The sequence below is a fragment of the Aureimonas sp. SA4125 genome, assembly GCF_019973775.1.
GTDB lineage: Bacteria > Pseudomonadota > Alphaproteobacteria > Rhizobiales > Rhizobiaceae > Plantimonas.
Genome location: NZ_AP025032.1, coordinates 2,410,053 through 2,435,773 on the forward strand (window position 1 = coordinate 2,410,053; position 25,721 = coordinate 2,435,773).

At 64.8% G+C, this 25,721-nt stretch carries 24 protein-coding genes; 6 read left to right on the forward strand and 18 right to left on the reverse strand.

All coding sequences use genetic code 11. From position 1 onward, the window contains the following. Positions 1–44 precede the first annotated feature (44 nt). Positions 45–1,337, forward strand: a complete 1,293-nt coding sequence (gene gltA, locus Sa4125_RS11160; protein WP_224007194.1) for a citrate synthase — start codon at positions 45–47, stop codon at positions 1,335–1,337. A 157-nt stretch (positions 1,338–1,494) separates the two neighbouring features. Here gltA and ssb read toward each other — a convergent pair whose 3' ends face one another. Next, positions 1,495–2,019, reverse strand: a complete 525-nt coding sequence (ssb, locus tag Sa4125_RS11165) for a single-stranded DNA-binding protein (protein WP_224007197.1) — start codon at positions 2,017–2,019, stop codon at positions 1,495–1,497. Positions 2,020–2,333: 314 nt separating this feature from the next. Between ssb and uvrA the strand changes: the two genes are divergently transcribed. Continuing rightward, positions 2,334–5,216: an excinuclease ABC subunit UvrA gene (gene uvrA / locus Sa4125_RS11170; RefSeq protein ID WP_224007200.1), complete on the forward strand. Its 2,883-nt coding sequence runs from the start codon at positions 2,334–2,336 to the stop codon at positions 5,214–5,216. Positions 5,217–5,219: 3 nt separating this feature from the next. Here the strand turns inward: uvrA and Sa4125_RS11175 are convergent, their stop codons facing one another. Further along, positions 5,220–5,603, reverse strand: coding sequence for a type II toxin-antitoxin system VapC family toxin (locus Sa4125_RS11175; RefSeq protein WP_224007203.1), 384 nt, complete (start codon positions 5,601–5,603; stop codon positions 5,220–5,222). Then, entirely contained in the window at positions 5,600–5,872 is a 273-nt protein-coding gene (locus tag Sa4125_RS11180) for a type II toxin-antitoxin system prevent-host-death family antitoxin (protein WP_224007206.1), read from the reverse strand. The genes Sa4125_RS11175 and Sa4125_RS11180 overlap by 4 nt, the downstream gene beginning before the upstream one ends. Before the next feature lie 53 nt (positions 5,873–5,925). Between Sa4125_RS11180 and Sa4125_RS11185 the strand changes: the two genes are divergently transcribed. Then, positions 5,926–6,756 (forward strand): DUF72 domain-containing protein, encoded by an 831-nt coding sequence (locus Sa4125_RS11185; protein ID WP_224007209.1) that lies wholly within the window; start codon positions 5,926–5,928, stop codon positions 6,754–6,756. A 72-nt stretch (positions 6,757–6,828) separates the two neighbouring features. Here Sa4125_RS11185 and Sa4125_RS11190 read toward each other — a convergent pair whose 3' ends face one another. Next, positions 6,829–8,343 (reverse strand): NAD(P)H-hydrate dehydratase, encoded by a 1,515-nt coding sequence (locus Sa4125_RS11190; protein ID WP_224007212.1) that lies wholly within the window; start codon positions 8,341–8,343, stop codon positions 6,829–6,831. Between the two features lie 283 nt (positions 8,344–8,626). Between Sa4125_RS11190 and Sa4125_RS11195 the strand changes: the two genes are divergently transcribed. Beyond that, the gene (locus Sa4125_RS11195) at positions 8,627–8,965 is read left to right on the forward strand and encodes a P-II family nitrogen regulator (protein WP_188854956.1); all 339 of its coding nucleotides are present in this window, start codon (positions 8,627–8,629) and stop codon (positions 8,963–8,965) included. 51 nt (positions 8,966–9,016) lie between these two features. After that, entirely contained in the window at positions 9,017–10,426 is a 1,410-nt protein-coding gene (gene glnA / locus Sa4125_RS11200; protein WP_224007215.1) for a type I glutamate--ammonia ligase, read from the forward strand. Positions 10,427–10,537: 111 nt separating this feature from the next. Here glnA and lpxB read toward each other — a convergent pair whose 3' ends face one another. The 14 genes from lpxB to Sa4125_RS11270 form a co-directional block, all read right to left on the reverse strand. Beyond that, a complete protein-coding gene (lpxB, locus tag Sa4125_RS11205) occupies positions 10,538–11,731 on the reverse strand; it encodes a lipid-A-disaccharide synthase (RefSeq protein ID WP_224007218.1) in 1,194 nt (397 codons plus the stop codon). After that, positions 11,728–12,633: a UDP-2,3-diacylglucosamine diphosphatase LpxI gene (gene lpxI, locus Sa4125_RS11210; RefSeq protein WP_224007221.1), complete on the reverse strand. Its 906-nt coding sequence runs from the start codon at positions 12,631–12,633 to the stop codon at positions 11,728–11,730. Before lpxI ends, lpxB begins: the two co-directional genes overlap by 4 nt. Beyond that, positions 12,630–13,427: an acyl-ACP--UDP-N-acetylglucosamine O-acyltransferase gene (gene lpxA / locus Sa4125_RS11215; protein ID WP_224007758.1), complete on the reverse strand. Its 798-nt coding sequence runs from the start codon at positions 13,425–13,427 to the stop codon at positions 12,630–12,632. The genes lpxI and lpxA overlap by 4 nt, the downstream gene beginning before the upstream one ends. 13 nt (positions 13,428–13,440) lie before the next feature. Further along, positions 13,441–13,908 (reverse strand): 3-hydroxyacyl-ACP dehydratase FabZ, encoded by a 468-nt coding sequence (gene fabZ / locus Sa4125_RS11220; protein WP_224007224.1) that lies wholly within the window; start codon positions 13,906–13,908, stop codon positions 13,441–13,443. Beyond that, entirely contained in the window at positions 13,883–14,962 is a 1,080-nt protein-coding gene (gene lpxD / locus Sa4125_RS11225) for a UDP-3-O-(3-hydroxymyristoyl)glucosamine N-acyltransferase (RefSeq protein ID WP_224007227.1), read from the reverse strand. The genes fabZ and lpxD overlap by 26 nt, the downstream gene beginning before the upstream one ends. A gap of 36 nt (positions 14,963–14,998) precedes the next feature. Continuing rightward, on the reverse strand, positions 14,999–17,554 hold the full coding sequence (gene bamA / locus Sa4125_RS11230; protein ID WP_224007230.1) for an outer membrane protein assembly factor BamA: 2,556 nt from the start codon (positions 17,552–17,554) through the stop codon (positions 14,999–15,001). 199 nt (positions 17,555–17,753) lie between these two features. Then, a complete protein-coding gene (gene rseP / locus Sa4125_RS11235; protein WP_224007233.1) occupies positions 17,754–18,893 on the reverse strand; it encodes an RIP metalloprotease RseP in 1,140 nt (379 codons plus the stop codon). A gap of 120 nt (positions 18,894–19,013) precedes the next feature. Beyond that, positions 19,014–19,865, reverse strand: a complete 852-nt coding sequence (locus Sa4125_RS11240) for a phosphatidate cytidylyltransferase (RefSeq protein ID WP_224007236.1) — start codon at positions 19,863–19,865, stop codon at positions 19,014–19,016. 22 nt (positions 19,866–19,887) lie between these two features. Continuing rightward, positions 19,888–20,640: an isoprenyl transferase gene (locus tag Sa4125_RS11245; protein ID WP_267461377.1), complete on the reverse strand. Its 753-nt coding sequence runs from the start codon at positions 20,638–20,640 to the stop codon at positions 19,888–19,890. Positions 20,641–20,663: 23 nt separating this feature from the next. Then, on the reverse strand, positions 20,664–21,221 hold the full coding sequence (frr, locus tag Sa4125_RS11250; RefSeq protein WP_224007242.1) for a ribosome recycling factor: 558 nt from the start codon (positions 21,219–21,221) through the stop codon (positions 20,664–20,666). Positions 21,222–21,248: 27 nt separating this feature from the next. After that, complete coding sequence (pyrH, locus tag Sa4125_RS11255) at positions 21,249–21,968, reverse strand: UMP kinase (RefSeq protein ID WP_224007272.1); 720 nt, start codon at positions 21,966–21,968, stop codon at positions 21,249–21,251. A 95-nt stretch (positions 21,969–22,063) separates the two neighbouring features. Further along, on the reverse strand, positions 22,064–22,990 hold the full coding sequence (gene tsf, locus Sa4125_RS11260) for a translation elongation factor Ts (RefSeq protein ID WP_224007275.1): 927 nt from the start codon (positions 22,988–22,990) through the stop codon (positions 22,064–22,066). Positions 22,991–23,111: 121 nt separating this feature from the next. Further along, positions 23,112–23,951, reverse strand: coding sequence for a 30S ribosomal protein S2 (gene rpsB, locus Sa4125_RS11265; RefSeq protein WP_224007278.1), 840 nt, complete (start codon positions 23,949–23,951; stop codon positions 23,112–23,114). 254 nt (positions 23,952–24,205) lie between these two features. Beyond that, entirely contained in the window at positions 24,206–25,156 is a 951-nt protein-coding gene (locus tag Sa4125_RS11270) for a DUF1849 family protein (RefSeq protein ID WP_224007281.1), read from the reverse strand. A gap of 97 nt (positions 25,157–25,253) precedes the next feature. Between Sa4125_RS11270 and Sa4125_RS11275 the strand changes: the two genes are divergently transcribed. Beyond that, complete coding sequence (locus tag Sa4125_RS11275) at positions 25,254–25,721, forward strand: RidA family protein (protein ID WP_224007284.1); 468 nt, start codon at positions 25,254–25,256, stop codon at positions 25,719–25,721.

Genomic DNA, 25,721 nt, shown 5'->3' on the forward strand with positions numbered 1-25,721 from the left:
TGCGAAAGCCTCGGCGCTCGCGTCTTTCAAGGAAGGGGATACGCATGACGGACCACTCGGCGACGATCGCACTGGGAGACAAGACGGCAACCTGCGAAATCCGAAGCGGCACGATGGGCCCGGATGTCGTCGACATTGCGACCCTCTACAAACAGACCGGCACTTTCACCTACGACCCCGGTTTCTCCTCGACCGCGTCCTGCGAGTCGAAGATCACCTATATCGACGGTGACGAAGGCGTTCTGCTGCACCGCGGTTATCCCATCGATCAGCTGGCCGAGAGGGGCGATTTCCTCGAGACCTGCTATCTCCTGCTCTACGGCGAATTGCCGACCGAGCGCGAGATGTCCGACTTCGTCTACCGCGTCACACGGCACACCATGGTGCACGAGCAGATGTCGCGCTTCTACTCCGGCTTCCGCCGCGACGCCCATCCGATGGCCGTCATGGTCGGCTCGGTCGGCGCGCTCTCGGCCTTCTACCACGACTCGACCGACATCGCCGATCCGCACCAGCGCATGGTCGCCTCGATCCGCATGGTCGCGAAAACCCCGACGCTCGCGGCCATGGCCTACAAGTACCATATCGGCCAGCCCTTCGTTTACCCGCGCAACGACCTGTCCTACGCCGAGAACTTCCTGCACATGTGCTTCGCGGTCCCCTGCGAGCCCTACAAAATCAATCCCGTCCTCGCCCGCGCCATGGACCGGATCTTCATCCTCCACGCCGACCACGAGCAGAACGCGTCGACCTCGACGGTGCGCCTTGCCGGTTCGTCCGGCGCCAACCCGTTTGCCTGCGTCGCCGCCGGCATCGCCTGTCTCTGGGGACCGGCGCATGGGGGCGCCAACGAGGCGGCGCTGAACATGCTGATGGAAATCGGCACGGTCGACCGCATCCCCGAATACATCGCCCGCGCCAAGGACAAGAACGACCCCTTCCGCCTGATGGGTTTCGGCCATCGCGTCTACAAGAACTACGACCCGCGCGCCACGATCATGCAGAAGACCTGCCACGAGGTGCTGGACGAGCTCGGCATCAAGGATGATCCGACGCTGGAAGTGGCGATGGAGCTGGAGCGCATCGCGCTGACCGACCCCTACTTCATCGAAAAGAAGCTCTACCCGAACGTCGACTTCTATTCCGGCATCACGCTGAAGGCGCTGGGATTCCCGACGACGATGTTCACCGTCCTGTTCGCCGTCGCCCGCACCGTCGGCTGGATCGCGCAGTGGAAGGAAATGATCGAGGACCCGCACCAGCGCATCGGCCGCCCCCGCCAGCTCTATACCGGCGCGGCGCTTCGCGACTACGTGGCCGTCGGCGACCGCGCCTAGGCCTGCCGCGCACGTTTCTGCCAGACGGGCGCTTCGGCGCCCGTCTTCGTTTGAATGACAAGGGCGCTTCGGTGCCGCTACCGCCTATGAAAATGCCGGAGCGACCAGTTGGCCGCCCCGGCAGGACTGAACGTCGCCATGCAGGCGTGATGTCAATTTAGAACGGAATCTCGTCATCGAGGTCGCGGGACGATCCGCCACCGCCACCGCCACGGTCGTAACCACCCCCGCCGCCGCCACGATCGTCGCTCGGGCCGCGATCATAGCCGCCGCCACCGCCCCGACTGCTGGAGCCACCGCGCTCGTTGTCGCCGCCGCCGGAGCTGTCGCCACGTCCGCCGAGCATCTGCAATTCGCCGCGAAAACGCTGCAGCACGACCTCGGTCGCGTATTTCTTCTGGCCCGACTGGTCTTCCCAGGAGCGCGTCTGGAGCTGGCCCTCGATGTAGACGGTCGAGCCCTTTTTCAGATACTGCTCCGCGACCTTCACGAGGTTCTCGTTGAAGATCACGACGTTGTGCCACTCGGTCTTCTCCTTGCGCTCGCCCGAGGACTTGTCGCGCCAGGATTCCGACGTCGCGATGCGCATGTTGACGACGGCATCGCCCGAGTTGAGGCGCCGCACTTCCGGGTCGGCGCCGAGATTGCCGACGAGGATCACCTTGTTGACGCTGCCTGCCATGTCGTTTGTTCCTTCCATTGCTCGCCGCATCGCCGGCATTCCGGGCGCACCTTAAAGCACCCGTTGCCGTCCCGCCTGCCTGACGGCGCTGTTTCCACAGGCGCAGCCATGACCCGGTTTCCACAGGCGACGTCGCGGCGAGGCTTTCCCTTGCGCAATGTTCGTATTATGTTCCGGATTAGTCAACGGGGCGTGTGTCCGCCGAATGATTCCCACGGGTGCGCATCTCGACATCCCCGCGCGAATTTTTATCTAACGCTGGGCGTTCCGCAATTTCGCCGGATCGCACCCTCCTCAAAATCAAGCGACAGTCGATGCCCGAACTGAAGACGATCTCCATTCGCGGCGCGCGCGAGCATAATCTCAAGAATGTCGACATCGACATTCCCCGCGACAAGCTCATCGTGATGACGGGGCTGTCCGGCTCCGGCAAGTCGTCGCTGGCCTTCGACACGATCTATGCCGAGGGGCAGAGGCGCTACGTCGAGAGCCTGTCGGCCTATGCGCGCCAGTTCCTCGAGATGATGCAGAAGCCCGATGTCGACCAGATCGACGGCCTGTCGCCGGCCATCTCGATCGAGCAGAAGACGACCTCGAAGAACCCCCGTTCGACGGTCGGCACCGTCACCGAGATCTACGACTATCTCCGCCTTCTCTACGCCCGCGTCGGCGTGCCCTATTCCCCGGCGACGGGCCTTCCGATCGAGAGCCAGACGGTCAGCCAGATGATCGACCGCGTCCTGGCGCAGGAGGAAGGGACCCGCCTCTACCTGTTGGCGCCGATCGTCCGCGGCCGCAAGGGCGAGTTCAAGAAAGACCTCATCGAGCTTCAGAAGAAAGGGTTTCAAAGGGTTCGCATCAATGGCGAATTCCACGACATCGCCGACGCACCCGAACTCGACAAGAAGTTCAAGCACGACATCGACGTCGTGGTCGACCGCATCGTCGTGCGCGGGGACATCGGCGCGCGCCTGGCGGATTCGCTGGAGACGGCGCTGCGGCTTGCCGACGGCATCGCGGTCGCGAAATTTGCCGAGGGGCTCGACGAGAACGGCAAGCCGAAGCAGCTGATGTTCTCGGAAAAGTTCGCCTGTCCCGTCTCCGGCTTCACCATTCCCGAGATCGAGCCGCGGCTGTTCTCCTTCAACAACCCCTTCGGCGCCTGCCCGAAGTGCGACGGGCTTGGCGCGCAGCAGTCGATCGATCCGAAACTGATCGTTCCGGACGAGGCGATGACCCTGAAGCAGGGTGCCGTCGCGCCCTGGGCGAAATCGACGTCACCCTATTACGGCCAGACGCTCGAGGCGCTCGGCCGCGAGTTCGGCTTCAAGCAGACCGATCGCTGGGACAGCCTCTCCTTCGAGGCCCAGTACGCCGTCCTGCACGGCACCGGCACGAACAAGATCGAATTCCGCTACAATGACGGGATGCGCGCCTACAAGACGACCAAGACCTTCGAGGGTGTCATCCCCAATCTCGAGCGGCGCTGGAAGGAGACCGATTCCGCCTGGATGCGCGAGGAGATCGAGCGCTTCATGTCGGCGACGCCCTGCCCTGCCTGCAAGGGTTACCGGCTGAAGCCCGAGGCGCTGGCGGTGAAGATCGCGGGATGCCATGTCGGCCAGGTGACCGAGCTGTCGATCCGCCACGCGCTCGAATGGTTCGAAGCGCTGCCGGAAAAACTCAACGACAAGCAGAACGAGATCGCCGTCCGGATCCTGAAGGAGATCCGCGACCGGCTGCGCTTCCTCAACGATGTCGGCCTCGACTACCTCACGCTGTCGCGCTCCTCCGGCACGCTGTCGGGCGGCGAAAGCCAGCGCATCCGCTTGGCGTCGCAGATCGGCTCCGGTCTCACCGGCGTGCTCTACGTCCTCGATGAGCCCTCGATCGGCCTCCACCAGCGCGACAATGCGCGCCTCCTCGTCACGCTGAAGCACCTGCGCGACATCGGCAACACGGTGATCGTCGTCGAGCATGACGAGGACGCGATCCTGCAGGCCGACTACGTCGTCGACATGGGACCGGCCGCCGGCATTCACGGCGGTGAGATCATCGCCGAAGGCACGCCCGACGAGGTGAAGGCCAATCCGCGCTCGATCACCGGCCAGTATCTCTCCGGTGCCCTCGGCGTCGCCGTGCCGGAAAAGCGCCGCAAGCCGCAGAAGGGCAAGCGGCTGAAGGTCGTCGGCGCCACCGGCAACAATCTGAAGAACGTCACCGCTGAAATCCCGCTCGGGCTGTTCACCGCCGTCACCGGCGTCTCCGGCGGCGGCAAGTCGACCTTCCTCATCGAGACGCTGTTCAAGGCCGCCGCCCGGCGCATCGCCAATGCCCGCGACGTGCCCGCGCCGCACGACCGTATCGAGGGGCTGGAACTTCTCGACAAGGTCATCGACATCGACCAGTCGCCGATCGGCCGCACGCCGCGCTCCAATCCCGCGACCTACACCGGCGCCTTCACGCCGATCCGCGACTGGTTCGCCGGCCTGCCGGAGTCGAAAGCCCGCGGCTACATGCCCGGGCGCTTCTCGTTCAACGTCAAGGGCGGGCGTTGTGAGGCCTGTCAGGGCGATGGCGTCATCAAGATTGAGATGCACTTCCTGCCCGACGTCTACGTCACCTGCGACGTCTGCCACGGCAAGCGCTACAACCGCGAGACGCTCGACGTCACCTTCAAGGAGAAGTCGATCGCCGACGTCCTCGACATGACGGTCGAGGAAGGCGTCGAGTTCTTCGCCGCCGTGCCGGTGGTGCGCGACAAGCTGCGCGCACTGCTCGAGGTCGGGCTCGGCTACATCAAGGTCGGCCAGCAGGCGACGACGCTGTCGGGCGGCGAGGCGCAGCGGGTGAAGCTCGCCAAGGAACTGTCGCGCAAGGCGACCGGCAAGACACTCTACATCCTCGACGAGCCGACGACGGGCCTCCACTTCCACGACGTCGCCAAACTCCTCGAAGTGCTGCACGAGCTCGTCGACCAAGGCAACAGCGTCGTCGTCATCGAGCACAATCTCGAAGTCATCAAGACCGCCGACTGGGTCGTCGACATCGGCCCCGAGGGCGGTGACGGCGGCGGTGAGATCGTGGCCGTGGGCACGCCGGAACAGGTGGTCAAGGTCGAGCGGTCCTGGACGGGGAAGTTTCTGAAGGAGCTGCTGGAGCGGCGGCCGCCGGCGAAGCGGCAGGCGGCGGAGTAGTGGCTACCAGAGGGTCGCCACGCCAAATGCGACGAAGGCAGGATCGCGGGTGACGAGGGTCAAGTTTTCTGCGATCGCCTGAGCGGCGAGGAGGCGATCGAAGGGGTCGCGATGGGAACCGGGTATCAAACCTGCGAGCGTTGCATGCTCGACTGTCAGTGGAAGGATCTGCAGACCAAGGCGCAGCATGGTCGGCTGGAAGGACCTCAGCAGACTTTCGATTCCAGGCCACTTTCCGATCCGGTTTTTGGTCGCCATTTCAAAAGCAGTTACGGGGCTGACGGCCGTGCGCCTTGAACGAGAGATTGCCATTCGTGCTGGCTGCGACAGCTGCGGATCATCAAGCAGCCACCATGCAAGTGTGTGGGTGTCGAGCAGCAGGCTCAATCGGGTCGTTCCGGCGGAAAAACCGGGCCATCTTCCCAAAGCCGGAGCTCTTCTTCCGAGAGCGGATCGAAGAAATCGTCCGGTAGAACAAACTGGCCCTTCAGGGCGCCAGGCTGACGCAGCGGCGCCGCTTCGTCCGTGTTGGCGACAGGCGTCAGGCGTACTGCGGGCTTGTCGGCGCGCGAGATGACGATCTCTTCACCGGCCTCGGCGCGGGCGATGAGCTGGTCGAGGTCGGCCTTCGCGGTCTGGACAGTGAACACGGCCATGACGCCAATTTAGCCGTACGACGTACGAACGGCAATCGGGACGAGAGCACCTCATGACATCCACCGGCATCGTCCGCGCCGGCATCGGCGGCTGGACCTTCGAGCCCTGGCGCGGGACCTTTTTTCCCGAAAAGCTGAAGCATGCCGACGAGCTCGGCTTCGCCGCCCGGAAGCTCCCGACGATCGAGGTCAACGGCACCTACTATCGCTCGCAGACGCCCGCGACCTTCGCCAAGTGGAAGAGCGAGGTGCCGGATGGCTTCGTCTTCTCGTTGAAGGCCCCGCGCTTTGCCACCAACCGCAAGATTCTCAGCGAAGCCGGCGAGTCGGTCGCGCGCTTCATGGCTTCGGGGATCGCCGAGCTTGGCGACAGTCTCGGTCCGATCCTCTGGCAGTTCGCCAACACCAAGAAGTTCGAGCCCGAGGATTTCGCCGCCTTCCTGGCGCTGCTGCCGGAGAGGGCCGAAGGCATCCCGCTGCGGCATGCGGTGGAAGTTCGGCACGCCTCCTTCGAGGACCCCGCCTTCGTCACCCTCGCGCGCAAGCACGGCGTCGCCGTCGCCTACGCACACCACGCGACCTATCCGGAGATCGCCGACGTCACCGCCGACTTCGTCTACGCCCGGCTCCAGCGCGGCGAGGACGACATTCCGACGGCCTATCCACCGAAGCAGATCGACGCCTGGGCGGCGCGGGCGGAAGTCTGGGCCGAGGGCGGCGTGCCGGACGATCTGCCGCTCGTCGCGCCGGACGACAAGCCGGAGAGGAAGCCGCGCGATGTGTTCCTCTATGTCATCCACGAGGGCAAGGTTCGCGCGCCACAGGGCGCCATGGCGCTGATGGAACGGGTGCCGGCGAAGGCGCGGCCGACCGTGGCTGTTTGAACACCGACGCTGCCGGCGGCTTTCGCCAGACCGGCGTTCTCGACCACCAAAGATCTGGCGGCTCAGCGGTCGTCAGCTCGCTCCCGGCATTTCCCTCAGCACTGCCGGCAGCAGACCCGGCAGGTCCTCGGCGATGAGGCCGGGCCCGAACAATTCGGCGGCTCGTCCGTGCATCCAGACGCCGCACGCGGCGGCCTCGAAGGCCGGCATCTTTTGCGCCAGAAGCCCGGCGATGATGCCGCACAATACGTCGCCGCTGCCGGCGGTGGCGAGATAGGGTGTGCCGGTTGCGTTGATGGCAGCGCGCCCGTCCGGCGCCGCGATGACCGTGTCGGCGCCCTTGAGGACGACGACGGCACCCGAACGCTCTGCCGCCAGACGGACCTTCTCCAGCTTCGACAGACTGACGGCGGATGCAATATCGGGAAACAGCCGCGCGAATTCCCCCTGGTGGGGCGTCAGCACCACCGGAGAGGCAGATTCTCCGATGACAGAAAACAGCGCCACCGGGTTGTCGGCGAAGGCCGTGATTCCATCGGCATCCAAGACCAGCGCGCGCCCGGCGGTGATGATGGCGCGGGCGTAGTCCCGGGCCGTCTCGCAGATTCCGAAGCCGGGCCCGAGCACGAAGATGGAAAGCCGGGTGTCTTCGAGGGCGCCCTGCAATGCCGCCACGTCCGCGCAGCGTCGCAGCATGATCGCCGTCAGATGCGCGGCATTGACCATCAGCGCCGAGGGCGGAGCGAAGACCGTGACGAGCCCTGCCCCCGCGCGCAGTGCCGCCATCGCCGCCAGGCGCGCGGCTCCCGAGGTCGTCGCGCCGCCGGAAAACACCACGGCATGTCCGCGGTCGTATTTGTGGCCGCAGGCAGAGGGATTTGGGCGCGCCTCGGCCCAGAGTGCCGGGTCGTTCGCGGATGTCTTCGGCCGGATGGTGGCGAGCACGTCGGCGGCGATGCCGATATCGGCCACCGCCAAGCGCCCGCAGCGGCTGCGGCCGGGCTGCAGCAAGTGGCCGGGCTTGCGGCGGAAGAAGGTGACCGTCAGCGCGGCGACGAACGCTTCGCCGAGGACGGCACCGGAGAGGCCGGAGATGCCGCTCGGCAGGTCGACCGCCACCACCGGCACACCGGAGGCGTTCGTCGCCCGGATGATGGCGGCGATCGGCTCGGATATGGGGCGGTCGAGCCCGGCGCCGAAGATCGCGTCGACCACAATGTCGGCGCCGTCCGCGCTGAAGGCCTCCAGCGGTTCGACGGGGCCGCCGAAGCTCTGGGCCGCCCAGGCTGCGTCACCCTTGAGGGTCGTGCTCGCCACGGAGGAGAAGACCGCCACCGCCAGTCCCGCCTCTCGCAGCAGGCGCGCGGCGACATAGCCGTCGCCGCCGTTATTGCCGAGCCCGGCAAGGATCGCCACGCGCCGGGCATCGGGAAAAGCGTCGCGCAGCGCGTCGGCCACCGCCTGACCGGCGCGTTCCATCAGGACGATGCCCGGTGTTCCCGCCTGGAAGGTCAGTCGGTCCGCCTCCCCCATCTCGGCCGGATCCAGCAACAGCGACCCGGAAGAATCTCGGTACTGGTCGCTCATTTCGTGATCCCCGGCGCTTGAACTTCCGTCGTGGACCCACGCTCCGAGGATCCCGCCGCCATCTTTCCTGCCAAAATGGCGGTTTTTCCTGTCAACTCACTCGCCACACCCGCTTGCCGCTGCTCATTGGTTGCTCGAACCCCTGTAAAAGCATATCGCTTGTTTCGTGCCACACGGATATCGAACGCCCGTCGCGGATCGCTGTATTGTCTTGGCATGGCACCTGCATCCGAGGGCTCGCTGGGCTTTGCCCGCGGCGGGACAACGTCGAGAAGGACATTCGATGAAGAAGGTTGAGGCGATCATCAAGCCTTTCAAGCTCGACGAGGTGAAGGAGGCGCTGCAAGAAGTCGGCCTGCAGGGCATCACCGTCACCGAGGCCAAGGGTTTCGGCCGACAGAAGGGCCATACCGAGCTCTATCGCGGCGCCGAATACGTCGTCGATTTCCTGCCCAAGGTGAAGGTCGAAATCGTCCTCACCGACGAGGCAGTGCCGGCAGCCGTCGAAGCGATCCGCAAGGCCGCCCAGACTGGCCGGATCGGTGACGGCAAGATCTTCGTGTCGAACATCGAGGAAGCCATCCGCATTCGCACCGGTGAAGCCGGCAACGACGCGATCTGACGGCACCCAAGTTTCAAGATTACCCGATCAACAGACAGGAAGGACCGCTTCATGACGACGGCTAATGACATTCTGAAGCAGATCAAGGACAACGACGTCAAGTTCGTCGACCTGCGCTTTACCGACCCCAAGGGCAAGATGCAGCACGTGACGATGGACCAGACCATCGTCGACGAGGACATGTTCTCGGAAGGCTCGATGTTCGACGGCTCCTCGATCGCCGGCTGGAAGGCGATCAACGAGTCCGACATGGTGCTGATGCCCGATCCCGAGACGGCGCACATGGACCCCTTCTTCGCGCAGTCGACGATGGTCCTCCTCTGCGACATCCTCGACCCGATTTCGGGTGAGTCCTACAACCGCGACCCGCGCGGCACCGCCAAGAAGGCCGAGGCCTATCTGAAGCAGTCGGGCGTCGGTGACGCGGCCTATTTCGGCCCCGAGGCCGAGTTCTTCATCTTCGACGACGTGCGCTACAAGGCCGATCCCTACAACACCGGCTTCAAGCTCGACTCGACGGAACTGCCGTCGAACGACGACGCCGAATACGAGACCGGCAATCTCGGCCACCGTCCGCGCGTCAAGGGCGGCTATTTCCCCGTGCCGCCGATCGATTCCTGCCAGGACATCCGTTCGGAAATGCTGACCGTCATGGCCGAGATGGGCGTGCGCGTCGAGAAGCACCACCACGAGGTGGCGGCAGCTCAGCACGAGCTCGGCATCAAGTTCGACACGCTCGTGAAGAACGCCGACAACATGCAGATCTTCAAATACGTCACGCATCAGGTCGCCAATGCCTATGGCAAGACCGCGACCTTCATGCCGAAGCCGATCTTCGGCGACAACGGCTCGGGCATGCACGTCCACCAGTCGATCTGGAAGGGCGGCAAGCCCGCCTTCGCCGGCAATGAATATGCCGGCCTGTCGGAATCGGCGCTGTTCTACATCGGCGGCATCATCAAGCACGCCAAGTCGCTGAACGCCTTCACCAATCCGTCGACGAACTCGTTCAAGCGGCTGGTTCCGGGTTACGAGGCGCCGGTGCTGCTGGCCTATTCCGCACGCAACCGCTCGGCTTCCTGCCGCATCCCCTTCGGCCAGTCGCCGAAGGCCAAGCGCGTCGAGGTCCGCTTCCCCGACCCGATGGCGAACCCCTACCTCGCCTTCGCCGCCATGCTGATGGCCGGCCTCGACGGCATCAAGAACAAGATCCATCCAGGCGAAGCCATGGACAAGGATCTCTACGACCTGCCGCCGGAAGAGCTGAAGCAGATCCCGACCGTCTGCCGTTCCTTGCGCGAAGCCATGGAAAGCCTCGATGCCGACCGCGACTATCTGAAGGCCGGCGGCGTCTTCGACGACGACCAGATCGACTCGTTCATCGAACTGAAGATGGCCGAAGTGCTGCGCTTCGAAATGACGCCGCACCCGGTCGAGTTCGACATGTACTACTCGCTGTAGGCTCCGGCCCGCGCGACAAGAGAGCCTCCGCTTCGGCGGGGGCTTTTTTTACGCCCGCCCGCGGCGGACTTGCGCGTCGCGGCCGCCCATCCGGCCGCCCGTGGCACCGTGTCAGGACGAATAGGGACTGGGCTGCGGCGGAAGGACCATCGAGCGCGCGCGGATCTCCGCAAGGACGATCGCCGCCGCCGCATCGCCCGGGTCGACGTCGATCGCCATCTTCCGGCGGATATCGCGAAAACCCTCGACCTGCGCCCGCCGCTCCGGCGTATCGGTCAGGAGCCGCTGCAGCCGCCGCGCCAGCGCCTCTGGGCGGATGAACTCGTGAAAATGCTCCGGCACCAGCGGATGGTCGGTGATGTAGTTCGGCAGTGCCGCCGTCCAGCCGGTGATGAGATGGCGCAGGATGTAGCCGACAGGGTCGAGACGATAGCAGAGCGCCATCGGCACGCCGGCAAGCGCAAGCTCCAGCGCAACGGTGCCGGAGGCCGCAAGCGCGGCATCGGCAGCGGCAAAGGCTGCCCATTTCTCGGCCTCGCCCGTGACGATCTCTGGCTTGACCGGCCAGTCCGCGACCTTCTCCTCGATCAGCGCCCGCAGCCGCGGCACGGCCGGCAGAATCGCACGCACGCCCGGCAGCCGTGCGTCGAGGAGTTCGAGCGTCCTGCCGAAATCCCCAAGCAGCCGGTTGATCTCGCCCCTGCGCGATCCCGGAAGGATCAGCAGCGTCGGCGGCGAGCCTGGCGAAGGCTGAGCCGGGAGCGAATCGAGCCGCGCCATGATCGCGGCCAGGTGCGGCTCGTGCATCAGGGGATGGCCGACATAGGTCGAGGGCGGCCCACCATGGCGCGCATGGAAAGCCGGCTCAAACGGGAAGACGCAGATGGCGCGATCGATATAGCCCGCCATCGCCGTCGAGCGCTCGGGGTGATAGGCCCAGACCGCCGGTGGCACGTAGTTGACGATCGCAAGGTCCGGCAGCGCCTTGCGCACCCGCCGCGCGACGCGATGGGAAAACGCGTAGGAATCGATCACGACCAGCGCGTCCGGTTTTTCCGCCAGGATGTGCCGAACCGTCTGGCCAATGCGGCCGACCAGCTGCGGCAGCCGCGCGAGGACCGCGCCGACGCCGACGATGGAGAGCTCGTCGATATCGAATAGGCTGGTCAGCCCCTCCGCCGCCATGGCGTCGCCCCCGAGCCCCGTCACCTCCACGGGCTCCGCGGAGCGGTTCCTCAGACCGCGGATCAGCGCGGCACCCAGTCGGTCGCTCGAATTCTCGCCGACGACGAAGGCGATTTTCATGGGCCCGTCCTCGCGCTGTCGGCGTCCGTCCATCCCCACAGAAATATCCGTCGCGCCCGCGCCGCGGCAGTGACGTCGTCGAGACCGATGACGAGGGCATGGCCGGCACTGAGGCCGATGCCGACGAGACCAGCCTCGGCCGCCTCCTCGATCGTCGAGACGCCGATGCTCGGAAGATCGAAGCGCAAATCCTGCCCCGGCTTCACACCCTTCACGAGCACGCAGTGTTCGGCCGAGCCGATGCGGCCGCGACGCCGGAGGTCCGCCACGCGCTGCAGCATCTCCCGCGTGCCTTCGATTCCCTCGAGGGCGATCACCCTGTCCTTGGAGGCGACGACGGCCTGGCCGACGTCGAGGGCCCCGAGCACCCCCGCCGCCTGAAAGCCTCGCCGCAGCGCCGCACGGTCATCTTGGCCGGGTGCACCGCAGCTAACGCCGCCGGGCGGCATCAGAAGCTCCGGCAGGATCTCCTGGACCGCCACCAGCTCGAATCCGCGCTGCTCGAAGGCACGGGCCGCCGCGCGCAGGAGATTGTCATCGCCGCCGCGGATGACCCGGAAGATCTGCGGCAGCATGGCAAGCGTTCGCAGGCTGGGCAGGATGGAGCGGAAATCCGGACGCACCGAGACCGTTCCGCACAGGACGAGGCGGCGCACGCTCCGCCCCTTCAGATAAGCGAACGCGTCACCGAGACGCCCCCAGGCCATCGGCCAGGCGTCCTCGGGAAGCCAGCTCTCACCGATCCCGTCGCCGACGGCCAGAATTTTCGGGGTCCAGCCATGAAGGCGGGCCTGCTCCGCCACCAGCCGCGGCAGGTCTCCCCCGCCGGCGATGATGCCGAGCGGCTCACCGGCATGGCGTGGCGCAACGATCGCATCCTTGATCGCCAGCGTCACCGTCACGCCGGTCGGCTGTGCCGTGGAAAACAGATCGCGCGGTCGCCGCCGGAGCGGATGAAGCCGAGAAGATCCTGGACGAGCGGATCATCGGGATATTCGCTCTGCACCTCGTCCATGTTTTCGCGGAAGGTGAGGTCGTCCGAGAACAGCATGCGATAGGCCTTGCGGACGTTCCGGACAGCCTCCCGGTTGAAGCCGGCGCGTTTCATGCCGATGACGTTCAGGCCCGAGAGATAGGCACGATTGCCGAGCACCATGCCGAAGGGAATCACGTCGCCCTCCACCGCGGCCAGCCCGCCGATATAGGCGTGGTGGCCGATCCGCGTGAACTGGTGGATCCCCGAGCCGCCGGCGATCGTCGCGTGATCGCCGATAACGCAATGGCCGGCGAGCATGACGTTGTTGATGAGCGTCACATTCGCGCCGAGCTGGCAGTCATGGGCGACGTGGGCCCCGGTGAAGAACGAACAGTCGTTGCCGATCGTCGTCTCCGACCGCCCCTGCACCGTCCCCGGATTCATCGTCACGCTCTCGCGCACCAGGCAATTGTCGCCGATGACAAGACGCGTATCCTCGCCGCGATATTTCAGGTGCTGAGGCGCGTGGCCGAGCGAGGCGAAGGGATAGATGTGGACGTTCGCCCCGATCGTCGTGTTGCCGGCGATGACGACATGCGAGACGAGCTTCGCCCCGGGTCCAAGGGTCACCCGCGAACCGAGATGGCAGAAGGGACCGATCTCGGCGCCCTCGCCAATGACCGCGCCGTCCTCGATGATCGAAGAGGGATGAATCTGCATCATTGCGCCTCGTTCAGCTCGCGTCGCGGGGGACCAGCATGGCGCTGACGCTGGCTTCGGCGACCTTGACCCCATCGACCTTGGCGATGCAGTCGAATTTCCAGATATTGCCGCGCTTCTTGGTCTGCACGACATGATACTCCAGCCGGTCGCCTGGAACGACGGGACGGCGGAATTTCGCATTGTCGATGGTCATGAAATAGACGAGCTGCGGCGTCCCCTTGCCCATGGCCATGGTGCAGATCGCCCCGGCCGTCTGGGCCATCCCCTCGATGATGAGAACGCCCGGCATCACAGGCGCACCCGGGAAATGCCCGAGGAAATGCGGCTCGTTCATGGTGACGTTCTTGATGCCGATGGCCTTGAGATCCGCATCGATGCCGACGATCCGATCGACCATCAGGAAGGGATAGCGGTGCGGCAGCAGTTCGAGAATCTGGAGGATATCGACGCTCTCAAGCGTTGTCGTCGTCTCGTCCATCCCTGACCTCCGGTACTCGGCGCAGTTTCGCCATCTCACTGACCCAGGTTACCTCGCGGAACCAATCGCGCACAGGCTTCGCCGGAGCGCCGCCCCACCGTGCGCCGGGCGGCACGTCGCCGGCGACGCTGCTGATGGCGGCGATCTGGGCCCCGTCTCCCACCCTGACGTGGTTGTTGACCCCCGACTTGCCGCCGATGACGACACCGTCGCCGAGCGTCACGCTGCCGGCCAAGGCGACCTGTGAAACGATCATGCAGTTGCGGCCCACGCGAACGTTGTGGCCGATCTGAACCTGGTTGTCGATCTTGGTGTTCTCGCCGATGACCGTGTCGCGGATAGCGCCCCGATCGACCGTCGTGTTGGCGCCGATCTCGACGCCGTCCTGGATAATGACCCGTCCGACCTGCACGACCTTCAGGATGCCGTCACGGCCAGCCGAATAGCCGAAACCATCCTGCCCGAGACGCACCCCGGGGTGGAGGATGACCCGGTCGCCGATCAGCGAATGCTGAACGCTCACATGCCAGCCGATCCGGCAATCGCGTCCGATATGGCAGCCTGCCCCGATCACCGCGCCAGCGCCGATGAGCGTTCCCCGGCCGATAACCGCATGGGGTCCGATGACGGCCTGCGGCTCGACGGTGACACCCTCCTCCAGCACAGCGGAGGGATCGACGAAGGCCCGATCCGAAACGCTTCCAGCACCGCTTTCGAGCCCTTCAGGAAGCAAGGCGGCGGGAAAGAGGGCGCGTCCTGCTAGGGCAAAACCCCTGCCCGCATCCCTGACGATCAGGGCGGCGATACCGGGTGGCACCAGACTGACGCTGCGCCGCGCGACAATAACGCAGCCCGCCCGCGTCGACGCCAGCTGGCCTGCGTATCTGTTGTTGTCGAAGAAACCGATGTCGCTCGGTCCGGCATCGTCGAGCGGTGCCAGAGCATCGACGCGGTGGGACGCATCCGCGCCGTCTCGAAGCTCGCCCTCGCACAAGACCGCGAGCTCGGCGAGGGTCAAGCCCTCGCCCCTGGGATAGAATCGCGTGTCTGTCATGATGTGCCGGGAGGACGAAGCCGCCCTCCCCGTTCCTTAGAACCGCGTCGAGAAGCCGAAGGAAAGCTCCTGCGTCTCGTCGTATTCTTCCTTCATGAAAGGATGGGCGTAGTTCACGCGCAGCGGCCCGAAGGGCGAAGCCCAGATCAGGCCGACACCGGCGGAAGCACGGATCTCGAGGTCGTCGCCGACAACGCCCGAAGTCCCCGCGAATTCCGTCCCCCAGAGCGTTCCGGCATCGGCGAATACCGCGCCGCGGAAGCCAAAGTCGCGCGAGACCAGCGGCAACGGGAACGTCGCCTCGGCCGACGCGTTCAGGAAGTTCTCGCCACCGATGGCGACGCCGTCGCCGACAGTGTTGCCGTTGGCATCCAGCTCGAACTGACGCGGGCCGATGCCCTTGGTCTCGAAGCCGCGAACGATGTCCTGACCCTTGAAGAAGTTGTCGAACACCCGCAGGTCGTCGCCAAGGCCAGTGACATTGCCGCCACCGACGCTGAGCTGGCCGACGACGTCGTATTCTTCCTGCAACTGCTGGAAGTAGGACGCCTTCGCCGTCGTCTTGATGAAGCTCGCATCACCGCCGAGGCCGGCGACTTCCTGGCCGAAGGAAGCGATGATGCCGTTGCGCGGGTCCTTGTTGGAGTCGAGCGTGTTGAAGGTCAGCGCATAGGAAACCGACGACGTCGTGTAGGGGCTGTCGCAGATCGCCTGGTTGATGATCGTCGAGCGGGTGTACTTCGGCGCATTGCTGAAGTCGGACGCCAGACCGGTCGCGTTCGCCGACACCAGACCATAGGGATCTGGCCTGCCACAGGTCGCGTTCACGAACTGCTCGCCGCTCTGAAGGTCGTAATCGTTAGAAACAGAACCGATGACCGTCGGCGTTCCGCTATCGGTCTCGATGTAGTAGTTGCCGGCACCGTCCTGAATTCTGCGTCCACCGTCGTCGTCGCCGAACTTCTCCTGCTTGAAGTTGTAGGCGACCTGGGCCGTCAAATCGTCGGTGATGGGAGCCGCGAGACGCAGCGATCCACCGGTCCGCTCGACGTCGTAGGATTCCGAGGTGTTGGTCGAGGTGTAGATGTCGAAACCAGCAGCCAGGCGACGGCCGAGGAAATAAGGCTCTGTGAACGAGAGCTGGTAGTTGCGCGTATCAGCGCCGAAGCCCGCGGAAACCTTCACGAACTGACCACGGCCGAGGAAGTTGCGCTCGGTGATGCCGATTTCGGCAACCGGGCCCTCGTTCGATCCACCTGTCGTGTAGCCGCCGCCGATCGAGAACTCGCCCGTCGACTTCTCGACGACGTCGACGATGACCACGACGCGGTCCGGCTCGGAACCCGGAGCGGTGGAGATGCCGACGGAGGTGAAGAAGCCGAGGGCATCAAGCCGCTGCTTGGCGCGCTGCACCAGAACCTGATTGAAGGCATCGCCCTCGGACACGTCGAATTCGCGCCGGATGACGTAGTCACGCGTCTTGGTGTTGCCGCGGATGTCGAGCCGCTCGATGTAGGCGCGCTGGCCCTGGTCGATGACGTAGTCGATCGAGATCGTGCGATTGTTGAAGTCGCGGTTGCCGCGGGGCGTGACCTGGGCGAAGGCGTAGCCGTTCTCGGCCACCTTGTTCGTCACCGCCACCAGCGACTTCTCGACCTGCTCGGCGTTGTAGACATCGCCCGCCTCGGTCTTCACTTCACGCTTCAGCGCTTCGGCATCGACGCCGGGAATGCTCGATTCCACGTTGATGTTGCCGTAGGTGTAGCGCTCGCCCTCCTCGACGGTGAAGGTCACGGCGTAGGTGTTCTGGCTCGCGTCGAGTTCCGCCGACGAGGAGACGATGCGGAAATCGGCATAGCCGCGGTTGTAATAGAAACGACGCAACGTCTCTTCGTCGGCCCGGAGGCGATCCTCGCTGTAGACGTCGTTGCGCTGGATGAAGCTGAGAAGGCCCGACTCGCGCAATGCGATGACTTCCTTCAGCCGGCCGTCGCCAAAGGCGTTGTTGCCGACGAAGTTGATCTGGCCGATCTTGGTACGGTCGCCCTCGTTGATATCGAACACCACGTTGACGCGGTTGTTCTCGACCGGAAGCGTGCGGACCGAGACCGTGGCGTCGCTGCGGCCGATCTTGACGTAGGCGTCGCGGATCGCGGTGACATCCGCTTCCGCGGTCGCCGTGGAATAGGCGCCGCGCGACTGGGTCTGCACGGAAGCCCCGAGCTGCTCGTCCTTGAGCTTGGAATTGCCCTGGAAAAGAACCTGGTTGACGATCTGGTTCTCGTCGACGCTGACGGTCACGACACCACCCGCCTGGCTGATCCGCACATCGGAAAAGAGGCCGGTCGAATAGAGCTTGCGAACGCCCTCGTCGATTTCGGCATCGCCGATGTTCTGTCCCGTGCGAATGGCGAGGAGGCCCCGGATCGTATCTGCCTCGACCCGCTGATTGCCTCTGACCTCGATGCGATTGACCACGGCGGCATGCGCCGGCGCAACCATGGCCAGCTGCACGCCAAGCGTCGTCGTCAGCAAAGTCGAGGAAAGCGCCAACGCCGATGCGGCTCGAAGAAGCTTTGATCCAGCCGTCATAGGCCTCACCACCTTTTTGTCATTATGCCGCACGGACACCAGCTTGGCACCATGCATCCATGCCTTTTACCGGCTTTGTAAGCGCGTTCAAGCAAACTGGACCGATTCAGTTTAGGAATCGGAAAACCGTTGCGCACCAGCCACTGATCGGTCCGATATGGTCAACGCTTTCTTACCGGGGCAAATGCCCTCGGGGCGATCACGTCAGCCACGTTATGTCGTTCCAGACGGCGAACAGCATCAAAGATAAAACAAGCACGATTCCAATGCGAAAACCCACTTCCTGCACCTTCTCGCTGAGCGGGCGGCCGCGCAAGGCCTCGAAGGCGTAGAAGAGGAGATGGCCGCCATCGAGCATCGGAATGGGAACGAGGTTGAGAAGGCCGATCGATATCGACAGCTGTGCGGCCAGGATCAGGATCGCGCTGAAACCAAGCGTCGCGACCTGGCTGGAGATCCCGGCGATTCTGATCGGGCCGCCGATCTGCTCGGCGCCCTGGTTGCCCGTGAAGATGCCGCCGATGAAGGACGCGGTGTGGTGGGTGAAGAACCAGGTCTGTTCGGCTCCGTAGCGGATCGACTGGAGGGCCGACAGTTTCTCGGTCCTGAAGGCCGCGCTTTCACGCGTCGCGACCAGCCCCATCAGCGGGCCCTTGATCTCGTTGCCGAACCCATCGGTCTGCGTGACGGTCCGTGGCGTCACCTGCAGCGTGACGCGCCCCCCGGCCCTCTCGACCTCTACCGCGATCGGCACGTCGGCCCGCGTCGACACATATTCCAGGATGTCGCTGAAATAGGCGACCGGGTTTCCGTCCAGCGCGACGATCCGGTCGCCGGCCAGAACCCCCGCCTCGGCCGCCGGCGACTCGGCTCGAACCTCGGCGACGACCGGATCTCCGACGACCCGGCCATTGAAGTAGGCGACGCCCGCGAAGATCGCGATGGCGAGGATGAAGTTCGCAATCGGCCCCGCGGCGACAGTGGCGGCGCGCCGACCGACGCTCTTGGCGGGGAAAGCCATGCTTCTCTCTGCGTCGTCCATCTTCTCGACGGCAGCGCGATCGGGGGTAGAGGCGACGTTCTCGTCGCCCAGAAACTTCACGTAGCCGCCCAGCGGAATGGCGCAGAATTTCCAACGCGTGCCGTGGCTGTCGTTGAAGCCGACGAGTTCCGGGCCGAAGCCGACGGAGAAGGCGAGAACCCTGATCCCACAAAGGCGGCCGACCAGGAAATGTCCCAGCTCGTGGAAGAAGACGATGACCGTGAGAACGAAAAGGAATGGCACGATCTTGATCAGGGCCGAGTCCCAGATCATGGCAAAAAAGGACGAGACGTCCATCTGAAAACCCTCGAGAGCGTGCCGCCCTGGGCACAAAATGCAGAACGTGGAGAACTGCCCCCGGCAGCACTACTCCATCAACCGACCGGATCATACCAGCAGGTCGACAGGCGGCGGCCCTTACAGGCGGAATATCGCCTGGGCCGGGTGATCAAGCCCGTTCGACACCATGCCGACGATCCAAGCGGCAGAAAGCGCCACGATCAAGGCATCGATCCGGTCCATCAGCCCGCCGTGGCCCGGAATGATCCTCCCGGAATCCTTGACGCCGAAATGCCGCTTGATCCAGGACTCGAACAGATCTCCCGCCTGTCCGAGGATCGACAGGCAAGCCGTCAGGAAAAGCATCCAGACGTGCAGCTCGCCGGTGACGGCGACGGCGAAGAGGGTTCCGAGGAAGACGCCGGCGACCAGTCCGCCGAGGCATCCGGAAATGGTCTTCTTCGGCGAGACGGAGGGCATGATCTTCGGGCCGCCCAGCGCCCTCCCCGTGAAGTATGCAAAGATGTCGCTCGACCACACGACGGTGATGACGAGCCCCAGGACGGCAAGACCCGCCGCATCGTCGGCCCGCAACATGCCCGGCGCAAATCCGGCGAGGCTGGCATAGGCAAGGCCACCGAGGACCCAGTCGGCGCGATGCTCGCGGCGGTCGACGAAAGCGATGAAGGCACCGGCGACAACGACGATCGCGAGGGCCGCGGCATTGGCGCCGAGAAGGAAGGCGAACAGGCCGAAGAGCAGCGACCGGCGCGCCAGCTTGAAGAGCGGGCCGGCGCGGCGCGCGCGCGTCATCTTCGACCACTCCTCGAAGACCACGATGGCCGCCGCGCAGCACAGGAGACGGAAAAGAACGCCGCCGATCATGGCGATCGCGAGCACGACGCAACCCAGCACCACGGCCGACATCAGACGGACACGCAGGTCGGTCCAGGATTGCGAGCGAGGCGACGGAACGCTCTGGATGCTCATCGGGGGAGAATCCGGCGTCACCTCAGGACGCTATGTCGCGCGAGACATCGCCGAACCGGCGTTCCCGTCCGGCGAAATCCTCCAGTGCTTCCTCGAAGGCCTTCCGGTCGAAGTCCGGCCAGAGGCAGGGCATGAAGACGAATTCGGAATAGGCGGCCTGCCAGAGCAGAAAGTTCGACAGGCGAAGTTCTCCGCTGGTGCGGATGATGAGGTCGGGATCGGGAATTCCGGCCGTGTCCATGTGACCGTCGAGAAACTCGGCGGTCACCGCGTCGGCGGAGACCTCGCCGGACGCGAGCTTGACCGCGATCCGCTTGACGGCGCGCGTCACTTCCTCGCGTGCGCCGTAGTTGAAGGCGATCACCAGCGTCGTGGTGTCGTTGTCGCGGGTGAGATTCTCCGCCTCTTCGAGAAGCGCGCGGATGTCGGGGCTGAGGTTGTCCCGCCCGCCAATCACCCGCACGCGCACGCCCTCCTTGTGGAGATCGGCGAGATCACGTCGGATGAAGAGCTTCAGAAGCCCCATCAGCTCGTCCACCTCCTGCGCCGGCCGTCGCCAGTTCTCGGATGAAAAGGCAAACAGCGTCAGGTAGCGGATGCCCAGCGCGCCTGCAGTGCGGACGGCTTCCCGGACTGCCTCGACGCCACGGCGATGGCCGACGGTGCGCGGCAGACCGCGCGCCTTCGCCCAGCGGCCGTTGCCGTCCATGATGATCGCGACGTGTTGGGGAAGGCGCACGGGCGTGCCTCGTTCTCTGGCAGACCGTCGGCGGATCCGGCGGCATCGGTAGCTGCAGTCTAGACCTGCATGATTTCGGCTTCCTTAGCCGACAGGGAGCGGTCGATCTCGGAAATGGTCTCGTCCGTCATCTTCTGGACGCGGTCGGACATCTGCCGGCTGTCATCCTGACCGATATCGCCGTCCTTCTCCATCCTTTTCAGCGTCTCCATGCCGTCGCGGCGCACATGGCGCGCCGCAATGCGGGCATTCTCGCCATAGGTATGGGCGACCTTGACCAGTTCCTTGCGACGCTGCTCGTTGAGCTCGGGCAAGGGAATCCGGAGTGTGGCCCCGTCGGTGATGGGGTTGAGACCGAGATGGCTGTCGCGAATGGCGCGCTCGACCTTGCCGACCATGCTCTTGTCCCAGACGGAGACCGACAGCATGCGCGGCTCGGGCACGGAAACGTTCGCCAGCTGGTTCAAAGGGGTCTGCGTGCCGTAGGCGTCGACCGTGATCGGGTCGAGAAGGCTTGCCGAAGCGCGGCCTGTCCGAAGACCCGACAGATCGTGCTGGAGGGCGTTGATCGCGCCATCCATGCGACGTTTCAGTTCGGTGAAGTCAAAATCCGCCATGCTGCTTCCTTCGTTTCTCTTCGCGTCTCAGTCCGTCACGATCGTGGCGCGGCCGGCACCCGAAAGAATACGGGCGAACTCGCCCTGTTCGTGAATGGAAAAGACGACAATCGGAATGTGATTCTCGCGCGCGAGCGCCACGGCCGCAACGTCCATGACCGCGAGGCCCCGCTGGAGCACCTCGCCGTGGGTCAGCTGCTCGAAGCGCTCGGCGGTCGGATCGGTCTTGGGATCGGCCGTATAGATGCCGTCGACCTGGGTGCCCTTGAACAGCGCTTCGGCACCCATCTCGGCGGCACGCAGGGCCGCGGCCGAATCGGTGGTGAAGAAGGGGTTGCCGGTGCCGCCGGCGAAGATCACCACCCTGCCCGCGTCCGCATGCGCGAGCGCGCCGCGCTGAGAAAAGCTCTCACAGATCTCAGGCATGGCGATGGCCGACAAAACGATCGATTCGACGCCGATCTTCAGGAGCGACGTACGCAGGGCCAGCGCGTTGATGACGGTCGCCAGCATGCCCATGTGGTCGCCGGTCACGCGGTCGCCGCCCTTGGACGCCACTGCGACGCCCCGGAAGATGTTGCCGCCGCCGATGACGACGGAAATGTCGGCGCCCATCTGCCTGGCTTCGAGGATATCTCCCGCAATGCGGTCGACCACGGTGACGTCGATGCCGAAACCCTGGCTGCCCATGAGGGCCTCGCCCGAGACTTTCAGGAGCACGCGTTTGAAACGGATGGCTGGCATCATCAAATGTCGTTCCCTGGCATTTCGGCCTGCGATACAATAAGGGCGTCCGCTTGTCACGCGGACGCCCCTCCCGGACCGCTTTGTCTTTCGGTGTGTTACTTCTTGCCGGCGTAGGCCGCAACTTCGGCAGCGAAATCGGAGGTCTCGCGCTCGACGCCCTCGCCGAGGGCGAAGCGCACGAAGCCGGTGATCGTCGCCGGAGCGCCGAAATCCTTCTCGGCTTCCTTCAGCGCCTTCTCGACCGTGAGGTCGGGATTGATGACGAAGGCCTGGCTGAGAAGGACGACTTCCTCGTAGAACTTGCGCATCCGGCCCTCGACCATCTTCTCGATGATGGCTTCGGGCTTGCCCGACTCGCGGGCCTGCTCGACGAAGATCGCCTTTTCGCGATCGGCCGTCGCCTGGTCGACTTCGGCGGCGGTCAGAGCCAGCGGGTTGGTCGCGGCGACATGCATGGCGACCTGGCGGCCGAAGGCGAGAAGCGCGGCCTTGTCGCCGGTCGATTCAAGCGCGACGAGCACGCCCATCTTGCCGAGACCTTCGGAGATCTGGTTGTGGATGTAGGTTGCAACCACACCCTCGCCGACCGTCAGCTTGGCGGTGCGGCGCAGGGCCATGTTCTCGCCGATCGTGCCGACAGCCTCGGTGATCGTCTCGGCGACGGTCTTCGAGGAGCCGGGATAGGTCGCCCCGGCGACCGCTTCGAGCGAGCCGTCCGTCGGCAGGCCGACAGTGGCCACATTGCGCACGATCGCCTGGAAGGCGTCGTTGCGGGCGACGAAATCGGTCTCGGAATTGACCTCGACGACGATTGCCTCGTTGCCGTTCGACGCGGCGCCGATCAGGCCTTCCGCGGCGGTCCGGCCGGACTTCTTGTCGGCCTTGGAAATGCCCTTGGCACGCAGCCAGTCGATCGCGGCTTCCATGTCACCGGCATTCTCGGAAAGGGCGGTCTTGCAGTCCATCATGCCTGCGCCGGATTTTTCGCGCAGCTCTTTCACCATCGCGGCGGTAACGGTCATCGGTCAGCCTCTTGGAAATGAAACATGCGCACCCCTGTCGCCAGACGAGAGGTGCGCCGTAATTGTGACGGCGCGATTACGCCGTCCGGTCAGCGGGAGCCGCCGGAGGCGGCTGCAGCCGTCAAGCGGCCGGCTGGACTTCCGGCTCGGCAGCGGCCGTCGCTTCGGCAGCGACATCGGTCTCGGGCGCCGACTGGTCGGGCATGGAGACTTCGCCGATTTCTTCGGCCGGAGCGTCCGCCATCGCGCCGATGTCGACGCCCATGGCGCCCGCCTGGCGGCCGATGCCGTCGAGGCAGGCCTTGGCGATCAGGTCGCAGTAGAGCGTGATCGCGCGGGCCGCATCGTCATTGCCGGGGATCGGGAAGTCGATCGGGTTCGGGTTGCAGTTCGAATCGATCACGGCGACCACCGGGATGTGGAGGCGCTTGGCTTCCTCGATCGCGATGGCTTCCTTGTTGGTGTCGATGATGAAGATCATGTCCGGCACGCCGCCCATGTCCTTGATGCCACCCAGCGCCCGATCGAGCTTGTCGCGCTCGCGCTGAAGCGTCAGACGCTCCTTCTTGGTGAAGCCGTGGGCTTCGCCCGACAGCATCTCGTCGAGCTTGCGCAGGCGCTGGATCGAGTTCGAGATCGTCTTCCAGTTGGTCAGCATGCCGCCGAGCCAGCGGGCATTGACGTAATACTGGGCCGAACGCTGCGCGGCATCGGCGATGATGTCCGAGGCCTGGCGCTTGGTGCCGACGAAGAGGACGCGGCCGCCGCGGGCGACGGTGTCCGAGACCGCCTTCAGCGCGGTGTGCAGCAGCGGCACCGTCTGGGCGAGATCGAGAATGTGGATGTTGTTGCGCGAGCCGAAGATGAACGGCGCCATCTTCGGATTCCAGCGATGGGTCTGGTGGCCGAAATGGACGCCTGCTTCGAGCAGCTGACGCATGGAATAATCTGGCAATGCCATGGTATTTTCCCTTTTACCGGTTGAGCCTCCACGGAAAAGAAGCAGCCGGATGGCTGCCACCGGTGGGACCGGACAGGCGAGGAAAGTCGACCGTCAGTCCCGAATTCCGTGTGTGGAATGACCGCGCCCATACACCTTCATGCGCCTTCGGGCAAGGTCAAAGTGCTTCGGCGACCCGGAGCGCGCCTGCAGCAGGAGCGTCACAAAAGGCGTTTGGAGGGACGGCCGTCGCCGGACTTTGCCGACTTTTGCCTCTATTCGCAGCGTGTCGCGTCGAAGAGGTCGAGCTGGCTCAACGAGCCGGTGAAGACATAGGTGCCGAAATCGAGGCGCAGATCGTCGGAGACGCCGTTCTCGTAGAGGACGTAGCTCGTCTGGAAGATCGGCATGCCGTCCGGATCGCTGTCGCTGTTGTAATAGGATTCGGCGATCTTCCAGGATTTCAGCCCGGACAGACGTTGACGGATGTCGGACGCGGGAGCCCGCGTCTCGGCCATTGCAGCCGGGTCCTTGTCGGGAGCAGTTTCCCCCGCTCCCTGCGGCGCCCGCTTGGGCGACGCGTCGGCGGCTGATCCAGGCGAGGCACCGCCCGGAACCGTGGTGCTGGGCGCCGTCTCTGCGGGTGTTCCGGCCTCGGCACCCGGTGCTGCCGGCACATGTGGTGTGATGATCGACGTACTGGTCAGGAGCTTTTCGGAATCGTCGTCGCCGTCGAACAGTTTCGTCTCGACGATCCGCTCGCCGGCCTCGGCCTTCGCGATGAGTTCGGCGGTATGCTGCATCGGAAAGGCCGAGCGCGGCAGGTCGAAGCTTCGCGCAACCGGCGCCTGCATCGAGACCCTCGTGGCATCCCCGTCATGACGCGCCTCGCCCCGAATCTCCTTTTCCGGCGATCCGTCGACGAAGGTCTTGGTCGAGAATTCAAACTCGGTGCCGGCACGGTTCTCGGTCGAGTTCGTCTGCTGATCCGTCAGGGTGATCTCTTCCTCCTGCTGGAAACGGGCGACGAAGCGGTAGTCCAGATCGTAGACGCCGCACTTGTCCGTTTTCAGCACCATGGCAATTCTGCCTTCGGCCGAGACGATCCCGCTTGATTCGGAAGCCAGGCTGAGATTGTAGACGGCCTGATGCGGCGCCAGCGGCATGGCAGCATGGGCTGCCGATGCCGAAAGCGTTGCCATGACGATCAAACTGCGGGACATCATGCGGGAGCTCTCTCGAAACGGTTCGCAGGCCAGGACAACACTCCTTGCGATCCCGGTTCTTTCGCATTGTCACATTCCAGCGAACAAAGGACAATTCATGACTGACGCCATCGATACCCGTCTCTCCAACGCCGGCGTGGTGTTGCCCGTCGCAGCCGCCCCCGCAGCGAACTACGTGCCTTATGTCGTCTTCGGCTCGTTGCTGCAGACCTCCGGCCAGCTGCCGATCGATGGCGGCAAGGTCGCGGTGACGGGCAAACTCGGCGTCGACGTGACGCTCGACGACGGCCAGGCGGCGGCACGTTACTGCGCGATCAATATCCTGGCGCAGGCAAAGGCCGCCCTCGGCGGCGACCTCACCCGCATCGTCCGGCTCCTGAAACTCACCGTCTTCGTCGCCTCTAGCCCCGACTTCACCGAGCAGCACAAGGTCGCCAACGGGGCGTCCGACTTCCTCGTCGCCATCCTCGGCGACGCCGGAAAGCACTCCCGCTCGGCCGTCGGCGTCACGGCCCTGCCGATGGATGCCGCGGTCGAGATCGAAGCGCTGTTCGAGATCCGGTGA